This is a genomic window from Nocardioides nitrophenolicus (assembly GCF_016907515.1).
In the GTDB taxonomy this organism is placed as follows: Bacteria; Actinomycetota; Actinomycetes; order Propionibacteriales; family Nocardioidaceae; genus Nocardioides; species Nocardioides nitrophenolicus.
Window position 1 is genome coordinate 1,627,063 of record NZ_JAFBBY010000001.1, and the last position, 16,752, is coordinate 1,643,814.

At 72.5% G+C, this 16,752-nt stretch carries 16 protein-coding genes; 4 read left to right on the forward strand and 12 right to left on the reverse strand.

Annotated elements, in window-relative coordinates; genetic code table 11:
• Window positions 1-20: 20 nt before the first annotated feature.
• From JOD66_RS08100 to JOD66_RS08125, 6 genes are all read right to left on the reverse strand, one after another.
• Window positions 21-1,058, reverse strand: a complete 1,038-nt coding sequence (locus JOD66_RS08100) for an ABC transporter permease (RefSeq protein ID WP_204836381.1) — start codon at window positions 1,056-1,058, stop codon at window positions 21-23.
• Entirely contained in the window at window positions 1,021-2,544 is a 1,524-nt protein-coding gene (locus tag JOD66_RS08105) for a sugar ABC transporter ATP-binding protein (protein WP_204836382.1), read from the reverse strand. The genes JOD66_RS08100 and JOD66_RS08105 overlap by 38 nt, the downstream gene beginning before the upstream one ends.
• A 31-nt stretch (window positions 2,545-2,575) precedes the next feature.
• The gene (locus JOD66_RS08110) at window positions 2,576-3,721 is read right to left on the reverse strand and encodes a sugar ABC transporter substrate-binding protein (RefSeq protein ID WP_204836383.1); all 1,146 of its coding nucleotides are present in this window, start codon (window positions 3,719-3,721) and stop codon (window positions 2,576-2,578) included.
• Between the two features lie 112 nt (window positions 3,722-3,833).
• On the reverse strand, window positions 3,834-5,087 hold the full coding sequence (locus JOD66_RS08115; RefSeq protein WP_204836384.1) for an aminotransferase-like domain-containing protein: 1,254 nt from the start codon (window positions 5,085-5,087) through the stop codon (window positions 3,834-3,836).
• Window positions 5,088-5,129: 42 nt separating this feature from the next.
• The gene (locus JOD66_RS08120; RefSeq protein WP_204836385.1) at window positions 5,130-5,963 is read right to left on the reverse strand and encodes a mycofactocin-coupled SDR family oxidoreductase; all 834 of its coding nucleotides are present in this window, start codon (window positions 5,961-5,963) and stop codon (window positions 5,130-5,132) included.
• A gap of 28 nt (window positions 5,964-5,991) precedes the next feature.
• The gene (locus tag JOD66_RS08125; RefSeq protein WP_204836386.1) at window positions 5,992-6,846 is read right to left on the reverse strand and encodes an SDR family NAD(P)-dependent oxidoreductase; all 855 of its coding nucleotides are present in this window, start codon (window positions 6,844-6,846) and stop codon (window positions 5,992-5,994) included.
• A gap of 232 nt (window positions 6,847-7,078) precedes the next feature.
• Between JOD66_RS08125 and JOD66_RS08130 the strand changes: the two genes are divergently transcribed.
• Both JOD66_RS08130 and JOD66_RS08135 read left to right on the forward strand, forming a co-directional pair.
• Window positions 7,079-7,678: a TetR/AcrR family transcriptional regulator gene (locus JOD66_RS08130; RefSeq protein WP_204836387.1), complete on the forward strand. Its 600-nt coding sequence runs from the start codon at window positions 7,079-7,081 to the stop codon at window positions 7,676-7,678.
• Window positions 7,675-8,277, forward strand: a complete 603-nt coding sequence (locus tag JOD66_RS08135; protein ID WP_204836388.1) for a TetR/AcrR family transcriptional regulator — start codon at window positions 7,675-7,677, stop codon at window positions 8,275-8,277. Before JOD66_RS08130 ends, JOD66_RS08135 begins: the two co-directional genes overlap by 4 nt.
• On the opposite strand, the gene JOD66_RS08140 is transcribed toward JOD66_RS08135, so the two are convergent.
• Window positions 8,255-9,538, reverse strand: a complete 1,284-nt coding sequence (locus JOD66_RS08140) for an alpha/beta hydrolase domain-containing protein (protein ID WP_204836389.1) — start codon at window positions 9,536-9,538, stop codon at window positions 8,255-8,257. The genes JOD66_RS08135 and JOD66_RS08140 overlap by 23 nt on opposite strands.
• 155 nt (window positions 9,539-9,693) lie before the next feature.
• Here JOD66_RS08140 and JOD66_RS08145 point away from each other — a divergent pair, with 155 nt between their 5' ends.
• Complete coding sequence (locus JOD66_RS08145) at window positions 9,694-11,112, forward strand: hypothetical protein (RefSeq protein WP_204836390.1); 1,419 nt, start codon at window positions 9,694-9,696, stop codon at window positions 11,110-11,112.
• 18 nt (window positions 11,113-11,130) lie between these two features.
• Here the strand turns inward: JOD66_RS08145 and JOD66_RS08150 are convergent, their stop codons facing one another.
• Together JOD66_RS08150 and JOD66_RS08155 are read right to left on the reverse strand one after the other, a co-directional pair.
• Window positions 11,131-11,709, reverse strand: a complete 579-nt coding sequence (locus tag JOD66_RS08150; protein ID WP_204836391.1) for a hypothetical protein — start codon at window positions 11,707-11,709, stop codon at window positions 11,131-11,133.
• Window positions 11,706-12,197: a SigE family RNA polymerase sigma factor gene (locus JOD66_RS08155; protein ID WP_204836392.1), complete on the reverse strand. Its 492-nt coding sequence runs from the start codon at window positions 12,195-12,197 to the stop codon at window positions 11,706-11,708. The genes JOD66_RS08150 and JOD66_RS08155 overlap by 4 nt, the downstream gene beginning before the upstream one ends.
• A gap of 114 nt (window positions 12,198-12,311) precedes the next feature.
• Between JOD66_RS08155 and JOD66_RS08160 the strand changes: the two genes are divergently transcribed.
• On the forward strand, window positions 12,312-13,634 hold the full coding sequence (locus tag JOD66_RS08160; RefSeq protein ID WP_204836393.1) for a hypothetical protein: 1,323 nt from the start codon (window positions 12,312-12,314) through the stop codon (window positions 13,632-13,634).
• Between the two features lie 206 nt (window positions 13,635-13,840).
• Here the strand turns inward: JOD66_RS08160 and JOD66_RS08165 are convergent, their stop codons facing one another.
• The 3 genes from JOD66_RS08165 to purF form a co-directional block, all read right to left on the reverse strand.
• Entirely contained in the window at window positions 13,841-14,026 is a 186-nt protein-coding gene (locus JOD66_RS08165) for a DUF3073 domain-containing protein (RefSeq protein ID WP_141797229.1), read from the reverse strand.
• A 155-nt stretch (window positions 14,027-14,181) separates the two neighbouring features.
• Window positions 14,182-15,243 carry a phosphoribosylformylglycinamidine cyclo-ligase gene (gene purM / locus JOD66_RS08170; protein WP_204836394.1) on the reverse strand — a complete coding sequence of 354 codons (1,062 nt, stop codon included), beginning with the start codon at window positions 15,241-15,243 and terminating at the stop codon, window positions 14,182-14,184.
• Between the two features lie 26 nt (window positions 15,244-15,269).
• Window positions 15,270-16,739: an amidophosphoribosyltransferase gene (purF, locus tag JOD66_RS08175; RefSeq protein ID WP_204836395.1), complete on the reverse strand. Its 1,470-nt coding sequence runs from the start codon at window positions 16,737-16,739 to the stop codon at window positions 15,270-15,272.
• Between the last annotated feature and the right edge of the window lie 13 nt (window positions 16,740-16,752).

Below are 16,752 nucleotides of genomic sequence, written 5' to 3' on the forward strand. Positions count from 1 at the left end.
GGTGCGAGGAGCGGAGGCGGTCAGCCGTCCGCGCGCACCGAGAGCTTGCGGAGCTTGGTGAGGACGACGGCGAGGATCAGCGCACCGCCCTGGAAGGTGGAGATCACCCAGAACGGGATCCCCTGCAGCTGCAGGCCGTTGATGCCGATCGCGAGGATCGCCAGGCCGACCAGCAGACCGGGGACGTTGAACCGGCCCGGCTTGATCATGGTCGAGCCGAGGAACGCCGCGGCGTACGACGGCAGCAGGTACTGCGCCCCGACGTCCGGCTGCCCGGTCCCGATCCGGGAGGTGTAGACGAGACCGGCCAGCGAGGCGCAGAGGCCGGAGATGACGAAGGCCAGAACCAGGATCCGGTTGGTCGGTACGCCGGCCAGCCGGGACTGCTCGCGGCCGAAGCCGGTGGCGTAGATCATCCGGCCCAGCGGGGTCATCTCCAGCACGTAGAAGACGATCAGCGCGAGCACGACGACCAGCACGATGGGGTTCGGGATGCCGAACAGCTCGCCGCGGCCGAGGTCGGTGAAGGACGTCGGGATGTCGCGCGAGACGACCTGTCCGTTGGCCACCAGCTGCGAGACGCCCAGGAAGATCGAGCCGGACCCGAGCGTGACGATGAACGGGTCGATGCTGAGGCGCACCACCAGCAGCGCGTTGACCAGGCCGGCGCAGGAGCCGACCAGCAGCGTGATCAGGATGGCGAGCGGCACCGGCATCGAGCCGGCCGTCTGCTGGAAGGTCCAGGCCGACGTGATCACCGACAGCGTGAGCACGCCGCCGATGGAGATGTCGAAGACCCCCGCGGCGAGCGGGAACAGCAGCCCCAGCGCGACCACCGCGGTGATCGTCTGGTTGTTGACGACCGCCAGCAGGTTGCTGCTGGTGAGGAAGACGCCGGGCGAGGCGATGGTGAACGCCACGATCATCGCGACGAGCAGCAGCGGCCCGGCCCAGCGGTCGAGCAGGTCGAGACCGATCCGGCCCGCCCGGTGCTCGGCGGGTCGCGCCGCCGGCACCTCCTCAGCCTGCTGCGTAGCAGAGCTCAACGATTCGCTCACGGGTGATCTCCTTGTCGGTCAGTTCGTCGGCGACGACGCCGTCGCGCAGCACCAGGACGCGGTCACAGGTGGCGGCGAGGTCGTCGGTGTCGGAGGAGCACAGGAGGACGGCGGTGCCCTCGGTGCGTGCCGCTTCGACGAGGAGGCGCAGGATCTCGGCGGTGCCGCCGACATCGACGCCGTGGGTGGGCTCCTCCAGCACCAGCACGCGCGGTGCGGTGCGCAGGAGGCGCGCCACGTAGGCCTTCTGGGCGTTGCCGCCGCTGAGCAGCTCGATCGGCCGCTGCACGTCGGGCGGCCGGATCCGGTAGCGCTCGACGAGGGCGACGGCGTCCGCGCGCTCGGCGCGGTGCCGGAACCGCCCCCCGCGCCAGTACGGCGCCAGGTCGGCGATCGTGATGTTCTCGGCCACGGTCATGCCCGTGATCCGCTTCTGGTCGCGCTCGCCGGGCAGCACCGCGACACCGAGCCGCCGCAGCGACCGGACCCCGGGCCGCGGCACCGGAGCGCCGCCGACCAGCACCGCGCCCGACCGCAGTGCCGAGCGTCCCTGGAGCAGCCGGACCACCTCGTGCACACCGGAGCCGGCGAGGCCGGCGACGCCGAGCACCTCGCCCTCGCGCAGCGTGAGGCTGGCACCGGCGAGCTCGCGCCCCGCGACGACGCCGGCCAGCTCGAGGACCGGCGCGCCCGTCGTCCGTCCGGCGGCGCGGTCGGAGGTGTGCACGGCCTCGACCTCGCTGCCGGCGATGACCCGGGCGAGGTCCTCGCGGGTGAGCGCCGAGACGCTCTCCTGCAGGACGACGGCACCGTCGCGCAGCACCGTCACCCGGTCGGCGAGGTCGACGACCTCCTCCAGCCGGTGGGTCACGTAGACCACCCCGACGCCGCGGGCCGCGAGCGTGCGGACCAGCCGGAACAGGTGCTGCACCTGCTCCTCCGGCAGGGCGGCCGAGGCCTCGTCGAGGACGAGGACCCGGATCGCGTCGGGGTCGTCGATCGCCCGGGCGATCGCGACCTCGGTCCGCTCGACGGCGGAGAGGCCGGCCACCTCGGCCGCCGGGTCGATGTGCCCGAGGCCGAGGTCGTCGAGCCGGGCCCGGGCCGCGGCACGCTCGTCGCGCCAGCGGATGGCGCCGAGCGTGCCGGCCCGGTAGGTGCCGACGCCGAGCCGGAGGTTCTCCAGCACCGACAGCTCGTCGACCAGACCGATGTCCTGGTGGATGATCCGGACACCGGCCCGGCTGACGGCCACCCCGTCGCCGAACCGCAGGCGCGATCCGGCGACGGAGCAGTGCCCGGTGTCGGGCTGGTGGAACCCGGAGAGCACCTTGATCAAGGTCGACTTCCCGGAGCCGTTGTGGCCCAGCAGGGCGTGGATCTCGCCGCGTGCGACGGTGAGGTCGACGCCGTCGAGGGCCCGCTGGCCGGGGAACGTCTTGACGATCCCGCGCAGCTCCAGGGCGGCCGCGTCGTCCGTGGTCATCGTGGTCTCCGCTCTCGCTGCTGCCGTCGGCTCAGCTGACGCCCCAGAGCGCCTGGAACTGGTCGCGGAAGCCGTCGGCGCCCTCGTAGGTGCCCGTCTCGGGCGCGCTCTCCTGGGTCATCAGGAGCTGGGTCGGGTTCTCGATGTTGTCCGGGATGGTCTGCCCGGCCTTGAGCCGCAGCGCCGCGTCGACGACGGTCCAGCCGTTCTCGTAGACGCCGGAGGCCACGTCGGCCTTGATGATGTCGCCCTGGCGGACCAGCGCGAGGGTGGGCTCGTCGCCGTCGAAGGTGCCGACGGAGATGGCGTCCTCCTTGCCGGCCTGGCGCACGGCGTCCGCCGCCATGACGCCGGAGAAGCCGGGCGTGCTGACCACCCAGTTGAGCTGCGGGTTGGACTGGATCTTCGCCTGCAGCGCAGGCGGCAGGTCGGTCTGCGCCGTCGCGACGCTGAACCGGTCGACGCTCACCTTGCAGCTCGGGCACTTGTCGAGCGCGGCCTTGACCCCGTCGGCGCGCTGGCCGTTGCACTGGTAGACGGTGTCGGCGAAGATCGCGACGTTCGCCTTGCCGCCGGACTCCGAGACGATGTAGCTCCCGAGCAGCTCGCCCTCGATCTGGCAGACGTTGCCGACCTCGACCGTGTTGCCCTTCTCGGGGTCCGGGAGCTGCGCGGTGAACTGGCCGATCACCGGGATCTTCAGCTCGTGCGCCGTCGCGTAGGCCTCCGACGCGTCGGCCGAGGGCCGGGCGTTGTTGACGATGACGTCGGGCTTGGCGTTGACCGCCTGGCTCATGCAGTTCTGGAAGGACGCGACGTCGCTCTTGGCGTCGCAGACCTCCAGGTCGAAGCCGAGAGCCTCGGTCGCCTGGCGGACTCCCTCGACCTGGGCCACGCAGCCCGGGATCGACTGGTCGCAGCCGACGAAGTAGACGGTCATGGACGCCGGCGGCTCGACCGGCCCGAGCGCCTTGACGGCGATCTCGGTCGGGACCTTGACGGCGGTCTCGGCGGCGGCCTTGGCGTCGTCGAGCCACGGACCGCTGGCGGCCGGGCCGTCGTCACCGCCGGAGTCGGAGCTGTTGCAGCCGGCGAGCGCCACCGTGGCGGCGACCACCAGGGCGGCGACCACCGCGCCGCGGCGACGGCGGGCGCGAGGGAGGTTGTTGGAAGGCACGGGCATTCCTCTCGTTGGTTGGGTCGGGTGTTTTCGGGCGCCCGAGCTCCGTCCCCGACGCGTGCGCCGGGAACAGCAGGTGGTGGTGGGTCAGCGGCCGATCGGCCGCTGGTCAGCGCGCGTTGGCGACGATCGCCTCACCGAGGGCCTTGATGCCGCGCTCGAGCTCGTGGTCGGGCGCGTGGCTGTAGGCGAGCCGGAGGTAGCCCTGACCGGCCTCCTGGCCGAGGAACTTCTCGCCCGGACGGCAGAAGACGCCGGCCATCGCGGCCTCGTGCTGCGCCTTCTCCCAGTCGACGTTGTCGGCGATCTTGAGCCAGAGGTAGTAGCCGCCCTCGGGCACGTCGAAGCTGACCAGGCCGCCGCAGTGCTCGCGCACCGCCTTCACGGCGAGGTCGCGCTTGCGGCGGTAGACGGCGTTGGCGCGCTCGATGTGCGGGTCGAGCAGGCCCTCCTTCAGGTACTGCTCGAGCATCCGGCAGATCCACTGGCTGACGCCGAGGTCCTGGCGCACGGAGGCGAGTGCGTGGATGAGGGGCTCGGGCGCGGTGATCCAGCCGATCCGGAGGGCGGGGGCGAGCACCTTGGAGAAGCCGTGGCTCTGGATCACCCGGCCGTCGGTGTCCATGCTCAGCAGCGACGGGACCGGGTCGCCGCCGTAGCGCAGGTCGGCGTAGATCGAGTCCTCGAGGATGACGAAGTCGTACTCCTCGGCCACCTCCAGCAGCCGTCGGCGGCGGTCCTCGGGCATCACGACGCAGGTGGGCAGCTGGAACGTCGGGATGACGTAGAGCAGCTTGGGCGTCACGCCGTCACGACGCATCTCCTCGAGCCGCTCGACCAGCGACTCGACGACCAGCCCGTGCTCGTCGATCTCGACGGTGCGGATGTCGGCGCCGCGCATCTGCATGAACCGCATGGCGTAGGGGAACGTCGCCTTCTCGACCAGGACGCCGTCACCGGGGTTGACGAGCGCGTTGACCGCGAGCGCGATCGCCTGCACCGAGCCGGAGGTGAGGATCAGGTTGTCGGCGCCGAGGTCCGGCACGTCCTGGGTCTTCGAGATCCACGCCGCGACCTCCTCACGCAGACCGGTGTGCCCGAGCATCAGCTCGATGTACGACGGCAGGTAGACGATCTGGTCGGTCTCCTCCTCGTAGCCGAAGGAGATGTACTCCAGCGCGCGGCCGCCGTCGCGGTCGAGGACCTCGCCCATCAGCCGCCGGAAGTCGTCGAGCGGGAAGGTCTCCTCGGCCGCGATGCCCTGGTCGAAGTTGAAGGTGACCTGGGCGGGCGGGTCGGGGAAGAACAGCGCCGGGCCGCCGGCGGCGAGGTCGGAGAGCTTGTCGGTCGGGTCGAAGGTCACGGGGAGGCTCCTTGGTGGTCGGGGTGGGGCAGCGGGTGCGGGTCAGGCGCTGTGGAAGGCGTTCCAGCCACCGGCGACGTCGAGCGCCGTGCCGGTGATGTAGCGGGCCTCGTCGGAGGCGAGGAAGAGGACGGCCTCGGTGGCGTCGCCGACCTCGATCCACGGCACGGCCATCGGGTTGAGGGTGGCGAAGGTGGCGCGCACGTCGTCGGTGGTGGGCGCCTCCAGGTCGGGGCGGAAGAGGCCGTAGGTCAGGTCGTTGTGGCACATGTCGGTCGACACCGACATCGGCGAGAACGCGTTGACCGTCACCCCATAGGGGGCCAGCTCGATCGCGACGGACTTCACGAGTCCGATCACACCCCACTTGGACGCCGCGTAGTTGGCATTGTTGGGACCGCCCTCGCGGCCGACCGACGAGGCGGTCGCGACGATCCGCCCGGAGCGCTGCGCGGCCATCACCGGCGCGACCGCACGGATGCTCGCCGCCACTCCCCCGAGGTTGACGTCGACGACATCGCGCCACACGTCGTCGGCCATCGTGCGGACCGGTCCGAAGGCGGCGATGCCGGCGTTGGCCAGGAGCACGTCCACCCGCCCGAACCGGTCGACGGTGGCCGCGACCACGTCGCGCATCTGCTCGGGGCTGCGGGTGTCGGCCTTGAGCGTGAGGCAGGACGCGCCGAGCGACTCGACCATGCGGGCGGTCTCGTCGAGCTCCGCGGGCGTCGCCATCCGCGAGGCGCACGGGATCTGCTCGGCGATGTCCACCAGCACGACGTCGGCGCCGCGCTGTGCGAGCGCGATCGCGTGTGAGCGCCCCTGCCCCTTGGCGGCACCGGTGACCAGGGCGGTCCGGCCGGCGAAGTTCCTCATCTGTTCCCTCTCTCGTGGGGTCGGCGGGTCACGCCGTGTTGGTGGCGGCCAGGCCGGCCGAGACGTCGATGACCGCCCCGGTGCGGTCCAGGCCCGGCTCCGAGACGAGCTGGTCGACCGCGCGCACGACCGCGTCGAGGTCGACGTACGTGGTGCTGCTCGGGTGGCGCACGCGCAGGGCGTGCTCGGCCGCACCGCGGTCGGGGCCGGTCGTCGCGAGCGACCCGTCGCGACCGGCCTGCAGCACCGCCCAGAACGCCGGGTCGTCGGTCATCGCTGTCTCCATCACGCCGGGGCACACGACACCGAGCGAGATGCCCTGATCGGCGACCTCGTGGGCGAGCGACTTGGCGAGTCCGATCTGGCCCCAGGCCGCGGCGGCGTAGTGGCTCAGCCCGAACGCGCCGCGCCGGCCCTCCTCGGCCGCGACCACCACGATCCGGCCACGGCCGGACGCCTCGAGGTGGGCCAGGCTCTCGCGCAGCACGTGGTACGTGCCGTGCAGGTTGGTGTCGACGACGGCGTCCCAGTCCGCGTCGCTCATGGTGGCCGCGGTCGCGGCGGTGCGCACGCCGGCCGCGCAGATGACGACGTCGAGCCCGCCGAGCGCCTCCACGGCAGCGGGCAGCGCCGCGCGGACCTGGGCGACGTCGCGGACGTCGACCGCGGCGACGTGCCCCTCCGGACCGACCAGCTCCCGGGCCGCGTCGAGCTCGGCCGCACCGGACAGCGGGTAGCCGAGCTGCATGCCACCGGGCGCGTCCCACACCGCGACCCGCGCTCCGGCCGCGACGAAGGACGCGGCGATCGCGGCGCCGAGGCCGCGGGCACCACCGGTGATGAGCACCCGGCGACCGTCGTAGCGCGTTGAATTCTGGTTCATGTGGGCAGTCCTACATCGCTCTCGTCGGCTGTGTCAAGCGCCACACCCCGCCCGCCCGGCCGCCTGATTCAGGCCGATTCAGGCGTGGATCCGCGCGCGGAAGCCATCTGGAAAAGGGGTGACGGAGAATTCAGATGTCTTGAATTCGAGTTCATTTCTGGCGTCTCGCCGACGCACTGGCTAGCCTTCGGGCAGTCCGCTCGACCATCGACATCCACGAGAGGCGGTCCGGGTGACCCTCCTGCCGACCCGACAGGCGTTGATCGACGCCGCCGTCGACGTCTTCACCGAGAAGGGCCTGCACGGTGCCCGGGTGATCGACGTGACGAAGCGCGCCGGGGTCGCGGCAGGCAGCTTCTACACCTACTTCGAGACCAAGGAGGGGCTCTTCCTCGAGGTCGTCGACAAGGTTCGGCAGGAGCTGGCCGCGGAGGTCCCGCGCGCGCGCTTCTCCGACGCCGAGAGCGCCCGCGCCTGGCTGCACGACGTGGTGCGCCTCCAGGTCGTCCGGCTGAGCGAGGGCGCCGCGACCTGGCGGATGATCAATGCCGCCGCGCTCGGCAACGTCCAGGTCGCCACGGCCCTGCGCGAGCAGGACGACCCGCTGACCCGCACCCTCACCGACGAGCTCGGGTTCTGGGCGGAGCAGGGCTGGATCGACCCCGGCGTCGAGAGCGCCGTCGTCGTCGACGCGCTGATCGCGCTCACCGAGCAGGCCGTCCAGCAGTGGTCCCACGACGACGCCGGCCCCGACCTCGAGGCCGCGACGGCCGCCGTGGCCGACGCCTGGACCGCGCTGCTGCGGATGCCGCCCCGAGGGAGTGGCCGATGAGCGAGCGCGCCGCGACGACCGCCCAGGGCAACCGCACCCGCGGGGCGCTGCTGCGCGCCGGACGCCGCGTGCTCGAGCGCAAGGGGCTCCACAAGGCCCGGATCTCCGACATCACCAAGGAGGCCGACGTCTCGGTCGGCACCTTCTACCTGCACTTCGAGAACAAGGACGACCTGTTCCGCCAGCTCCTGATCACCGTCGAGGACGAGGTCTACGGCGAGCTGGTGCCCTTCGAGCCCGGCGCGGTCGACCCGGCCCAGCGGATCCGGGAGACCAACCGCCTCTACCTCACCGCGTTCAAGCGCAACGCGGCGTTCTGGACGTGCGTCGAGGCCGCCGCCCTCGAACAGCCCCACCTGCCCGGCGTCCTCGCCGAGCGCAACCGCTACTACCGCAGCCGCACCGAGCGGGCGATCGCCCGGTGGCAGGAGGCCGGGCAGGTCGCGCCCGAGGTGGACCCGGCGACCGCCGCCTTCCTGCTCGGCGCGATGACCGAGCGGCTGGCCTATCTCTGGTACGTCTTCGGCCACCGCGAGGACGTCGACCAGGCCACCGAGGACCTGACCCGGCTCTGGCTCAACTACCTGGGGCTGGCCTGAGCTCCCCCAGCACGGCCTCGCGGTCCTCGGCCAGCATGAAGCCCGCGGCGACGGCGGCGTCCGTCGCCGCGGTGTAGGCCGCCACGTAGTCGTCGTACGTCGCCCACCGCCGCTCGCGGACCCCGGGCGGCAGCGGGAGGGTGCGGCCGAACAGGCCGCAGACGACCGAGGCGCCCGGCGCCGCCTCGCCGAGGACGACATCGGCGGGCGCGTCGACGACGGGCGTGCGGACGCCGCCACGGACGATGCCGAGGTCATCGCGGACGAAGGCGCCGTCGACGATCTCCAGCGGTGGCGCGGCGGGCGCCGCCGGACCGCCACGGGCCCAGCTCTCGAGGTGGCGCAGCGCCGCCCGGACGACGTAGGCCTGCTGGCCGCGGTTGACCGGGTCCGGGCAGCCGAGGAAGGCCTCCCACTCGCCGATCTGGAACAGGTCGACGTGGGCGGCGCCCGCGACCTCCCAGACCCGCAGCAGCGGGCCGTCCGGCTGCCGGGCCGGAAGGTAGTTCATCCGGCCCAGCAGGTCGCCCTCGGTCTGCAGCACGATCACCGGGACGTCCAGGTCGTCGCGGATCGGCGTCGCGACGCCGGTGGTCCGGGCGGCGAGCAGGTCGATCCCGCGGCCGGGCTCCCCGAGCGGTGCCGCCACGTCACCCCGGCTGTGCACCAGGAAGCCGTCGAAGAAGCGCACCTCCGGGTGCACCTGGTCGAGGTAGGTGGTGAGCAGGTACGCCGACTGCGACTCCCCGATCGCGAGCACCCGCTCCGCGCCGGTCGCCGCCGCCAGGGAGCGGGCGACCTCGGTGAAGATGCCGTGACAGAAGGCGTCACCGGGATGGTGCAGGCCGGCGTACCGGACCGGGTCGACGGCCTTGAGCCCCTGCAGGGCGGCCCCCTCCACGGCCACCGCAGCAGCCCCGCTCTCGACGCCGTTGAACTGCGCCGACACCCCCGCCCAGGCATGGCCCCGGCGGACCAGCTCCTCGGCGAGATAGGTCCAGTCCGGCGCCGCGTCCGCGCCGCTGCTGACATTGAGCCACTCGACCACCAGCGTCCCGCTCGCCGGCGCGCGCTCCGGGCGGCGTACGAGCACCCGGGTGGTGAACGCGGCCGAGCCGTGGGCGGGGTCGGCGGCGCTCGCCGTGCCCGAGGCGGCGTACTCCCGCTCGGACCATCCGGCGGTCGCCAGGTCGGGGTCGGGGCGGGCGGAGGTCAGCGCGATGCCGTTGCCGCCGGTGAGCGGGGTGAGGGTGACGGGCATGCGGGGAAGGTACCCGCCTCGACTCAGCTCGGGACGCAGCCGACGCCGGATCCGGCGAGGAGCTCGATGACCGGACCGGGCGAAACCGCTAGAAACAAGGAGAAAGTCCACGCCCGGTGGTACTCGTTCGAACATATGTGCGATAGAATCGGGTCATGATCTCGGACCTCTCGGAAGCCACGCCGGAGCAGCTGCTCCGCGCTTCCGAGGACCGCGTCCGGATGGCCCGCCAGGTCGAGGTCGACAAGCTCGAGCTGTTGCTCGCCTGGGCCGACCTGCATTCCGGTGACCCGCAGGCCGAGCCCGACGCGGTGCCTGCCAGGTTCGGCGGTCCGCGGCTCATCGCGCTCGGCGGTGACGGCACGCCACAGGTCCAGGACCTCGCGCTGGTCGAGATCGCGATCGCGCGCCACGAAGCCGTGATGACCACCCGCCGGGCGTTGGCCGACGCCCTCGACCTGCGCCACCGCCTCCCCCAGGTCTGGGCCGGCGTCGGTGAAGGCCGGTGCGAGGTGTGGGTGGTGCGGAAGGTCGCCCGGATGTCCCGCAGGCTCGACCCGCACCAGGCCCGGATCGTCGATACCGCGGTCGCTGCTGCGTTGGACGCAGCACCCTCGCGGGTCCTGGCGATCGCCGAGGCCAAGGTCATCGAGGCCGACACCGCCGCCCACACCGAACGGATCAAGGCCAACCAGGACAAGAAGGGCGTCTGGTTCTCCCGACCCCGCTCCGGTGGCCAGGTCGACGACCCCGACGCCAACACCGACAGCCAAGCAGGGATCGGGACCGTGTTCGCCCGCCTCGACGAGGCCGACGCCCTCGAGTGCGCCCGCACGGTCGAGGACCTCGCCACCGCACTGGCCGAGCACGCCACCCCACCTCTCGACGGGCAGGACCCGTCGTCGATGGACCACTGGCGCGCCGAAGCGTTCGCGATGCTCGCCGACCCCGCCGCCGTGCTCGCGTTCTACCGCTCGATCGAGGCTCCTGACGAACACGAAGCGGACGCCACAGCTGGGGGCGCGGCGGAGATCGTCGTCCACGTCGCCCAGCAGGCCGACGGCACCCTCGGCCCGCTGGCCCGCGTCGACGACCTCGGCCCCCGACTCCTCGACCAGGTCCGCGACCTGTTGCGCCGCCAGACCGCCGTCACCCTCACCCCGGTCATCGACCTCCACACCGGACGCTCGGTCAACGGCTACGAGCACCCCACCGACGTCAAGCACCGCACCGAGCTCAGGACGCTCGGCGACGTCTTCCCCCACGCCACCGGCCTCTTCACCAGACACGGCCGCTCACCGGACCACGATCACACGGCGCCGTACGACGACGACGGTCCTCCCGGCCAGACCGGCGACCACAACGACACCCCACTGACCAGGCACCACCACCGAGCCAAGACCCACGTGCCCGGCTACACCGTCCTGCAGCTCGGACCCGACAGATGGCTCTGGGGGACGCCTCACGGCCTCTACCGCCTCGTCACCGGCGGCGGCACGCGACCCATCGTTCGGGCGGAGTACCACGTACTCGCCGAGCAGGCCGTCGTGCTGACCTGCGACGACGCCGCGTGAGGCGGCCGGTGCCGAGCCTCAGCCCGCTTGCATGGTGGCGGCGAGCTCCCGCATCTGGTCGAGCGTGCGGATCTCGCTGAACACCGCGAAGACGACGCCCGGCTCCACCTCGACGTAGAGCGCGGCGCGGTCGCGGTCCGGGTCCATGCCCACCCACATCTGGGTGCCGTCGACCTCGAACGGCTCGGCTCCGTCCGGCACCCGGTCGACGGTCGCGTCGATCGCCAGGAAGCACGGCCGGGTCTTCGGGTCCCCCTTCGGCTGGTACGACGGCGGACACTCGCCGCCGAGGGCGGGCTCGCCAGGCGCGTGCTGGTAGGTGAAAGTGCGTCCCGCGAGCTCGATCTGTGCGGTCACGAGCCTCGGGCCGGGATCCGCGGTCGGTGGTGCGCTCGACGTACCGGTCGGGGCCGGCGCGGCGACCTGCGGTGCGGGGCCGCCCGACAGCGCGGTCCACCCCACGACGGTGGCGGTGGCGGCCACGGCGACCGGGGCGGCCAGGGTGACGACCGGCGGTCGCGGTCGCGGGACGGTTCCGGTGTAGCGGAGATGATCGGTCGCGGCGCGCAGGTCGCGGGTCAGGTCGAGGTCGTTCATGATGTCGCTCCTCCGGTGGGGGTGAGCGCGCGGCGCAGGCTCGCGAGCGCGCGGTGGGTCTGGGACTTGACCGTCCCGGTGGAGCAGCCGAGCGCGGCCGCGGTCTCCTCGACGCTGAGCCCGTCGAGGAAGCGCAGCGCCACGACGGCCCGCTGCCCGTGGGGCAGGTCGCGGACCGCCGTGATCAACGCGTCGTGGTCGCCGTCCTCGTCGAGGAGCGGCACGTCGGCGTCGAGCGGCGCCTCCCGCGGGCGGCGGGCGAGGTTGCGCCACCGGTCCCGGGTCAGGTTGACCAGTACCCGGCGCGCGTACGCCCGTGGGTTGCGGCGGGCCGTGCGCCACCGGCGCGCGGTGCGCAGCAGCGTGACCTGGACCAGGTCCTCGGCGTGTCCGGCATCCCCGCAGAGGAGGTACGCCGTGCGCACCAGGCCGTCGGCCGACGTCCGGACGAACTCCTCGAACTCGCGCTCGTGGGCCCGCCCGATCATGACCGCTCCCTTGCTCGACTGCTCACACCCCGAAGAACTCCACCCGACCGCCCGAGGTTGTCATGCCCACGCCTCGTCGCGCTCGGCGACGACGCCACCGCGTAGCCTTCGCCCGTGCTGCCGTCCTTCGAGATCGCCGCCCGCCACCGCCCGATCAGCCTGGTGGCCGCTGAAGGGTTCCCGCTCCACGCGCCGTTCGGCGCGGTCGAGGCCGCCCTGGCCGGGGACGGCGCCGCCGAGCTGGCCCTGGAGGGCCCCGACGGGACCCGGCTGGCGGTGCGGCTCGCGGACCGCCGGGCCTCGCTGCTCGTCCGCGTCGGCGGCGCCGAGCACGCGCTGCGCAGTCGGCGACACGGCCGCGCCGCCGCCCCACCCACCCGGCTCGGCCTGACCCTCACCGGCAGCCACCTCGCCGTGTTGACCTTCGAGGACGACGCCTGGGTGGTCCGCGGCCGGATCGACCTGCGCGAGCTCGACGGGCCCGACACCCGCGCCCCGGCCTGGCTGGCCGGGCTCACCCCGGATGCGTCGGGGGTGCGGGACGTGCGCGCCGGCAGCTTCGGCCAGCTCGGGCTGCGCGACACCCGCCTGGTGTCGTACGCCGACGGGTCGCCGTACCGGGTCGGGGGCGAGGTGCTGCTCACCGCGACCAGCGCCGGCCCCGGCTTCTTCGACACCGCGCACACCTCGGTCTGGGCGCTGTCGGCGGCTGGGGAGATCAGCTGGCGCAGCGACCTGTTCTTCGAGCGCCCCGACCGCCGCGGTGTGTACGGCGACCACGCCACCCACCTGGTGCGCGACGGGGACGGCTGGCTCGTCGCCACCAGCACCTGGTCGGACTTCCCGGCGCGGAAGGCGGACCGGGTCCCGGGCGCGCTGGGCGTCACCCTGGCCGAGTCCGGCGCGGACCTCACCCGAGGACAGCACGTGCTGGCCACCCGACGCCTGGAGCTGCCGAGCGACGGCCCCCTCGTCGGCGCCTGGGATCCGCACCTGGCCCGCACCCCCGACGGCGGCTGGCTGGTCGCGTACGTCGGCGCGCGCCGGTTCTTCGACTTCCACCCGCTGCTCGCCGCCGGCCCGAGCCTGGACCGCCTCGCCCTGCGCGGCGCGGCCACCGACCGCCGGGCCACCGAGGGCAGCACCCTGCTCCGCGTCGGCCCGGACTGGCGGGTCCTGGCCAGCGACGGCAGGGACAACCGGCGCTCGATCCGCGGCCGCTACCCGGTCTTCGACGACTCGATGACCGAGATCGGCACGCTGCGCGCGCCGTATCCCACCAACATCCCGTGGCCGACCGTCATCCCGCCCGACCCGGACCTGCCGGGCGACGCGTGGCGACTGGTGACCTTCGACGGGCGCCGCTCAGGTGGCCGGCTCGCCGGCTACGGCACCCACGGAGACGTGGTGGTGATGGGACAGGCTGATCCGCTCTGAGCCCCGCCTGCCCCGCAGCGAGGCTGCGGCGGGAACGCCGCACGAGGAGGCGTAGGAAGCGAGGAACGAGCGACCGGAGCCGAGGAGAGCGCGGTGCTTTCCGTCGCGCCGACGTCTTGCCGCCGACGGGACTGAAGTCCTACCTACTCGACCGCGAGGCCGGCAGCGTGTCGCGAGGAACGAGCGACACGCTCGGCCAATTCAACTCAGTCGCGGCGGTCGGCGTAGTCCGACCACTTGTCGAGCACTTCGGGCTCTACCTCGTCGGCGCTGGACGACGCGGGCTCACCATGGAGCTCCGCCGCCAGAGCCGAGAGGTCAGTCTCGTGAGTGCGGTACTTCAGGTCGCGAGCGACCTTGGTCTGCTTGGCTTTCGCACGGCCGCGGCCCATAGGGTCCAGCCCCCTCGCACACTTGGCCGGTAGCCCTCCGGGCCCCGGACTGCTGAATACGTAGTCTCGTGGGTCCAACGGTACATGGCGGGTGGGTGTTCCCGCACGCTGGGGACGCACCTCAGCGTGCCGTCACGGCGCGGATGAGGCGCAGGTCACCAGCCGGGGTGCTGGCCGACCAGCTCGACGGTGCCCTTCCGCTCCGGGTCGGCGGTGACCTCGCCGGCCGCCCAGGCGTCGACGCCGAAGTCCGCGAGGCGGGCCAGGACGGCGTCGGCGGCGTCGGGGGCGACGAGCGCGACCATGCCGACGCCGCAGTTCAAGGTGGCCTCGAGATCGGGCTGGGCGACCTCGCCCAGGGTGCGGACCACGTCGAAGACCGGGCCGGGGGTCCAGGTCGCGCGGTCCAGGGTCGCCTTGAGCTCGGCCGGCATCACCCGGGCGAGGTTGTTGGCGAGGCCGCCACCGGTGACGTGGGCCATCGCGTGGGTCTCGGTCTCGCGGGCGATCGCGAGGCAGGGCTTGGTGTAGAGCCGGGTCGGCTCGAGAAGCTCCTCGCCGAGGGTGCGGCCGAACTCCTCGACGTGCCGGTCGACGGTCCAGCCGGACTGCGCGAAGAAGACGTGGCGGGCCAGGGAGTAGCCGTTGGAGTGCAGCCCGCTGGCGGCCATCGCGATCACGACGTCGCCCGCCCGGACCCGGGTGGCGCCGAGCAGGTCGTCGGCCTCGACCACGCCGGTGGTGGCGCCGGCGACGTCGTACTCGTCGGGGGCGAGCAGGCCGGGGTGCTCCGCGGTCTCGCCGCCGACCAGCGCGCAGCCGGCCTCCACGCAGGCCATGGCGATGCCCTGGACGATGGAGGCGATCCGCTCCGGGACGACCTTGCCGGTGGCGATGTAGTCGGTCATGAACAGCGGCTCGGCGCCGCAGACGACCAGGTCGTCGACGACCATGCCGACCAGGTCGAACCCGATCGTGTCGTGCTTGTCCATCAGCTGCGCGACGGCGACCTTGGTGCCGACGCCGTCGGTGGAGGTGGCCAGCAGCGGACGCTGGTACGCCGTGAGGGCGCTCGCGTCGAAGAGCCCGGCGAAGCCGCCCAGCCCGCCCATCATCTCGGGACGGCGGGCCTTCTCGACCCACTCCTTCATCAGGTCGACGGCGCGGTCCGCGGCCTCGATGTCGACGCCGGCGCGGGCGTACGCGTTGTCAGCCACGGTTCCCTCGGTCTCCTTGCTGGATGTCACGGGTTGTTGAAGACGGGCAGGGCCTCGCCGTGCGTGCTCGGCTTGAGCGTGGCCTCGAGGAGGTGCTTGCCGAGCAGGCTCTCGTCGGGGAGCTCGATCGGGTACTCGCCGGTGAAGCAGGCGGTGCACAGCGTCTGGACCGGCTGGCCGGTCGCCTGGACCATGCCCTCCAGCGAGATGTACCCGAGGCTGTCGGCGCCGACGCTGGCGGCGATCTCGTCGACGTCGAGGCCGTTGGCGATCAGCTCGGCGCGGGTGGCGAAGTCGATGCCGTAGAAGCACGGCCACTTCACCGGCGGGCTGGAGATCCGGACATGGACCTCCGTCGCGCCGGCCTCGCGCAGCATCCGGACCTGGGCCCGCTGGGTGTTGCCGCGCACGATCGAGTCGTCGACGACCACGATCCGCTTGCCGCGGATCATGTGCTCGAGCGCGTTGAGCTTGAGCCGGATGCCGAGCTGGCGCAGGGTCTGGCTGGGCTGGATGAAGGTGCGGCCGACGTAGGCGTTCTTGACGAAGCCCTGGCCGAACGGGATGCCGCTCTCGAGCGCGTAGCCGGACGCGGCGGGCGTACCGGACTCGGGGACGGGGATCACCAGGTCGGCCTCGACCGGGAACTCGCGGGCCAGCTGGCGGCCCATCTCGACCCGCGCCTCGTGGACGCTGCGGTTGGCGATGGTGGCATCGGGGCGGGCGAGGTAGACGTACTCGAACACGCAGCCCTTGCGGCGCGGCTCGGCGAACCTGTGGGAGCGCAGGCCGTCCTCGTCGATCACCAGGAGCTCACCCGGCTCGACCTCGCGCACGACGCTCGCGCCGATGGTGGCCAGGGCGGCGTCCTCGCTGGCGACCACCCAGCCGCGCTCGAGGCGGCCGAGCACCAGCGGCCGGATGCCCTCGGGGTCACGGGCGGCGTACAGCGTGTTCTCGTTCATGAACACGAACGAGAACGCACCCTGCACCTGGGGCAGCAGCTCCAGCGCCCGGGCCTCCAGCGACTGGTCCGGGTGGTGCGCGAGGAGCGCGGTCACCAGGCTGGTGTCGTTGGTGGACGTCTCGAGATTGCGCGCGTGGATGTCGAGCTCGCCGTCGTCGCTGGGGAGCCCCTGGACCATCTCGGCGAGCTGCGCGGTGTTGATCAGGTTGCCGTTGTGGCCGAGCGCGATGGAGCCGTCCTCGGTGGGCCGGAAGGTCGGCTGGGCGTTCTGCCAGGTGCTCGCCCCGGTCGTGGAGTAGCGGCAGTGCCCGACCGCGAGGTGGCCGGCGAACGACTCGAGGGTGTTCTCGTCGAAGACCTGCGAGACCAGGCCCATGTCCTTGTAGACCAGGATCTGGCGACCATTGCTCACCGAGATGCCCGCGGACTCCTGGCCGCGGTGCTGCAGCGAGTAGAGACCGAAGTACGTCAGCTTCGCGACGTCCTCACCGGGGGCCCAGACACCGAAGACTCCGCACACGTTGGGCAAGCCTACCGGCCGG